The sequence below is a fragment of the Acidimicrobiales bacterium genome, assembly GCA_036273495.1.
In the GTDB taxonomy this organism is placed as follows: Bacteria; Actinomycetota; Acidimicrobiia; order Acidimicrobiales; family JAJPHE01; genus DASSEU01.
Map to the genome: position 1 here is coordinate 1 of DASUHN010000047.1, position 4,169 is coordinate 4,169.

Sequence of the window (4,169 nt, forward strand, 5' to 3'; positions counted from 1 at the left end):
ATGAAGGCCAGCCAGGGCTTCGCGTCCCGGCTGTACGAGCAGTCGTCCTCCGAGTCGGCCGCCGCCGGCGCCTCCGGGGCGTCGGCCCCGGCGGACGACGAGGTCGTCGACGCCGAGATCGTCGACGAGAAGGGCGCATGACCGACTTCGACTTCTTCTTCCAGCACGGCTCCGGACAGTCGGCCGGAGAGGAGCCCGCACGGGAGCCGGTCCCCTCGGGGGGGCCGGCACCCGAAGAGCCGCGGGCATCCGACGCGCCCCCGGCCGCCAAGGAGGATCCGATGACGACACTGACGCGCGAGCGCGACGAGTACCTGGACATGGTGCGCCGGGTCCAGGCCGAGTTCGAGAACTACAAGAAGCGCGTCATGCGCCAGCAGACCGAGCACCTGGAGCGGGCGGCCGAGTCCCTCGTGGTCAAGCTGCTCCCCGCCCTGGACACGCTCGACCTGGCCCGGTCGCACCACGATCAGGACAGCGAGGCGGGGGCGGCCCTGGCCCAGGTGGCCTCGGCATGGAACGACGCCCTGGAGAAGGAGGGGCTGCAGAAGATCGACCCGCTCGGTCAGGCCTTCGACCCCAACGAGGCGGAGGCGGTGATGCACGAGCCCGCCGACGACGGCGGATCGGTGCACGAGGTCGTCGAGGTGCTCCGCCCCGGTTACCGGTGGCGGGGCCGGGTGCTGCGCCCGGCCATGGTGAAGGTGAAGGGCTAACACCCGCATGGCTCCACAGCGCGAGTGGTTCGAGAAGGACTACTACAAGGTCCTCGGTGTGCCGGAGGCGGCCACCGACAAGGAGATCACGCGCGCCTACCGCAAGCTGGCCAAGCAGTACCACCCCGACGCCAACCCGGGCGCGGAGGAGCGCTTCAAGGAGATCTCGGCCGCCTACGACGTGCTGGGTGACGCCGACAAGCGCAAGGAGTACGACGAGGTGCGCCGGTTGGGGCCGGTGGGCGCCGGCTTCGGCGGGGGCCAGGGCGGCGGGGCCGGGTTCGGCGGAAACTTCCGGGTGGACGATCTCGGTGACCTCCTGGGCGGGATCTTCGGCCGCCAGCGGGGCGGCACCACGCGCACCGGTCCCCGGCGGGGCGAGGACATCGAGGCCGAGCTGCATCTCTCGTTCGAGGAGGCGGTGGACGGCGTCACCACCGAGGTGAATGTCACCAGCGAGGCGCCGTGCACGACGTGCCACGGCTCGGGCGCGGCCCCCGGCAGCCAGCCGACGGTGTGCTCCGTCTGCGGCGGGCGCGGGGTGCGCGACGAGAACCAGGGGCTGTTCTCGTTCTCGCAGCCGTGCCCGGCCTGCGGTGGCAGCGGAGTCCGCATCGAGAAGCCGTGCCGCACGTGCAAGGGCAGCGGGGTGGAGCGCCGGGCGCGCCAGGTCAAGGTCCGCGTCCCCGCCGGTGTGGAGGAAGGCCAGCGCATCCGCCTCAAGGCACGCGGCACGCCCGGCCGCAACGGCGGTCCGCCCGGTGACCTGTACGTGACGGTGCGGGTGGCGGCCCACCGCCTGTTCGGGCGCAGGGCCCGGGACCTGACCCTGACCGTCCCGGTGACCTTTGCCGAGGCGGCGCTCGGCGCCGAGATCAAGGTGCCCACGCTCACCACCCCGGTCACCGTCCGCATCCCGGCCGGCACACCCTCGGGGCGCACCCTGCGGGTGAAGGGACGCGGCGTTCCGACCGGCAAGGGCACAGGTGACCTGCTGGTCACCGTCGAGGTGGCCGTGCCGCCGAAGCTCTCCGATCAGCAGCGGAAGGCGGTGGAGGCGCTGGCCCAGGCCACCGACCAGTCCCCCCGCACCTACCTCGGAGTGTGATGGCGATGGCCGAGACCAGGAAGCCGGACGACATGGGACGCGGCGACATGGGGCGCGGCGACATGGCGCTCTACGTCATCTCCGTGGCGGCCCAGCTGGCCGGGGTCCACCCCCAGACCCTGCGCATCTACGAGCGCAAGGGCCTGGTCGACCCGGCCCGGACCGAGGGCGGGAACCGGCGCTACAGCGACAACGACCTCGCCCGGCTGCGCCGCATCCAGGAGTTGACCAACGCCGGCCTCAACCTGGAAGGGGTGAGGTGGGTGATGGCGTTGGAGGAGGAGAACGAACGCCTGCGCCAGGCCCTGGCCCAGGCCCGCCTCGAGGCCCGGGAGGCCGTCGAGGCCACCCACAAGCGGTACCGCCGGGAGCTCGTGCCGCTGAGCCAGTTCCCGGCGCCGTACGGACGACGGTAGGAGACCCAGACAACGCCATGCCCATCGACCCGAGCAAGTGGACCCTCAAGACCCAGGAGGTCGTCAGCGCGGCCGTGACCGCGGCGCGCACGGCCAGCAACCCCGAGGTCATCCCCGAGCACCTCCTCTCGGCCATGCTCGGCCAGGAGGGCACGGTGGTGTTGCCGGTTCTCGACAAGCTGGGGGTGGCGCCGCTGTCCCTGCGCAACAAGGTGAACGACGCCCTGGCCAAGCTGTCGAAGGCCTACGGGTCGGAGGCGGAGATGGGCCGGAGGCTGCGCGACGTGCTCGAGGCCGCCGACGGCGCCCGCACCGAGCTCGGGGACGAATACGTGTCGGTGGAGCACCTGATGCTGGCGCTCCTGTCCGACAAGGCCGCCGCCGCCCTCATGGGCATCAAGCGGGACCAGCTCCTCGACGCCCTGCGCGAGGTGCGGGGCTCCCACCGGGTGACCTCGCAGAACCCCGAGGAGCAGTACCAGGCCCTGGAGCGCTACGGCCGCGACCTCACCGAGGAGGCCCGCAAGGGCAAGCTCGACCCGGTCATCGGCCGGGACGAGGAGATCCGCCGGGTGATCCAGGTGCTGTCCCGGCGCACCAAGAACAACCCGGTGCTGATCGGCGAGCCCGGGGTGGGCAAGACCGCCATCGTCGAGGGCCTGGCCCGCCGCATCGTCGAGGGGGACATCCCCGAGTCGCTGCGCAACAAGCGGCTGATCTCGCTCGACCTCGGAGCCATGGTGGCCGGCGCCAAGTACCGGGGGGAGTTCGAGGAGCGGCTCAAGGCCGTCCTCAAGGAGATCTCCGACGCCCAGGGTGAGGTCATCACCTTCATCGACGAGCTGCACACGATCGTGGGCGCCGGCGCGGCCGAGGGCGCCATGGACGCCGGCAACATGATCAAGCCCATGCTGGCGCGCGGTGAGCTGCGCATGGTCGGAGCCACCACGCTCGACGAGTACCGCAAGCGCATCGAGAAGGACGCCGCCCTGGAGCGGCGCTTCCAGCCGGTGTACGTGGACCAGCCGTCAGTCGAGGACACCATCGCCATCCTCCGCGGCCTCAAGGAGCGCTACGAGGTCCACCACGGCGTGCGCATACAGGACTCGGCCCTGGTCGCGGCGGCCATGCTGTCCGACCGCTACCTCACCGGGCGTTTCCTCCCCGACAAGGCCATCGACCTGGTCGACGAGGCCGCCAGCCGGCTGCGCATCGAGATCGACTCGCTGCCGACCGAGATCGACGTGGTCGAGCGCCGCCGCCGCCAGCTCGAGATCGAGCGGGTGGCACTGGCCAAGGAGACCGACAAGGCGTCCAAGGAGCGCCTGGCCGCCCTCGACGAGGAGCTGGCCAACCTGACCGAGCAGTCCGACGGCATGAAGGCGCACTGGCAGTCGGAGAAGGAGGCCATCACCGCCATCCGCTCCCTCAAGGAGGAGCTGGAGGGGGTACGGGGCGAGGCCGAGCGCTTCGAGCGCGACGGGGACCTGGCCAAGGCGGCCGAGATCCGCTACGGGCGGGTGCCCGACCTGGAGCGCCGCATCGACGACGCCACCAAGCGGCTGGCCGAGCTGCAGTCCGACCAGAAGATGCTGAAGGAGGAGGTCGACGAGGAGGACGTGGCCGAGGTCGTGAGCAAGTGGACCGGCATCCCGGTGTCCAAGCTCATGGAGGGCGAGGTCCAGAAGCTCATCCGCATGGAGGAGGTCCTCCACGAGCGCGTGATCGGCCAGGACGAGGCCGTCGACGCGGTGGCGAACGCCATCCGGCGGTCGCGCGCGGGGCTGTCCGACCCCGACCGCCCCATCGGCTCGTTCCTGTTCCTCGGCCCCACCGGTGTGGGCAAGACCGAGCTGGCCCGGTCCCTGGCCAACTTCCTTTTCGACGACGACCGGGCCATGGTCCGCATCGACATGGGCGAGTACCAGG

The 4,169-nt window shown here is 71.3% G+C and carries 4 protein-coding genes; all 4 read left to right on the plus strand.

The window, feature by feature from the left end:
- Positions 1-137: 137 nt before the first annotated feature.
- The gene (locus VFW24_01840) at positions 138-716 is read left to right on the plus strand and encodes a nucleotide exchange factor GrpE (GenBank protein HEX5265489.1); all 579 of its coding nucleotides are present in this window, start codon (positions 138-140) and stop codon (positions 714-716) included.
- A gap of 7 nt (positions 717-723) precedes the next feature.
- Positions 724-1,824 (plus strand): molecular chaperone DnaJ, encoded by a 1,101-nt coding sequence (gene dnaJ / locus VFW24_01845; GenBank protein HEX5265490.1) that lies wholly within the window; start codon positions 724-726, stop codon positions 1,822-1,824.
- 5 nt (positions 1,825-1,829) lie between these two features.
- Positions 1,830-2,240 (plus strand): MerR family transcriptional regulator, encoded by a 411-nt coding sequence (locus tag VFW24_01850; protein HEX5265491.1) that lies wholly within the window; start codon positions 1,830-1,832, stop codon positions 2,238-2,240.
- Between the two features lie 17 nt (positions 2,241-2,257).
- Positions 2,258-4,169, plus strand: a 1,912-nt coding sequence (locus tag VFW24_01855) for an AAA family ATPase (protein ID HEX5265492.1), incomplete at its 3' end; no start/stop codon positions are given.

Bases quoted from the DNA above. Each gene is read 5' to 3' on its own strand.
- VFW24_01840 (HEX5265489.1), top strand. From the start codon at position 138: ATGACCGACTTCGACTTCTTCTTCCAGCACGGCTCCGGACAGTCGGCC.
- dnaJ (HEX5265490.1), top strand. From the start codon at position 724: ATGGCTCCACAGCGCGAGTGGTTCGAGAAGGACTACTACAAGGTCCTC.
- VFW24_01850 (HEX5265491.1), top strand. From the start codon at position 1,830: ATGGCCGAGACCAGGAAGCCGGACGACATGGGACGCGGCGACATGGGG.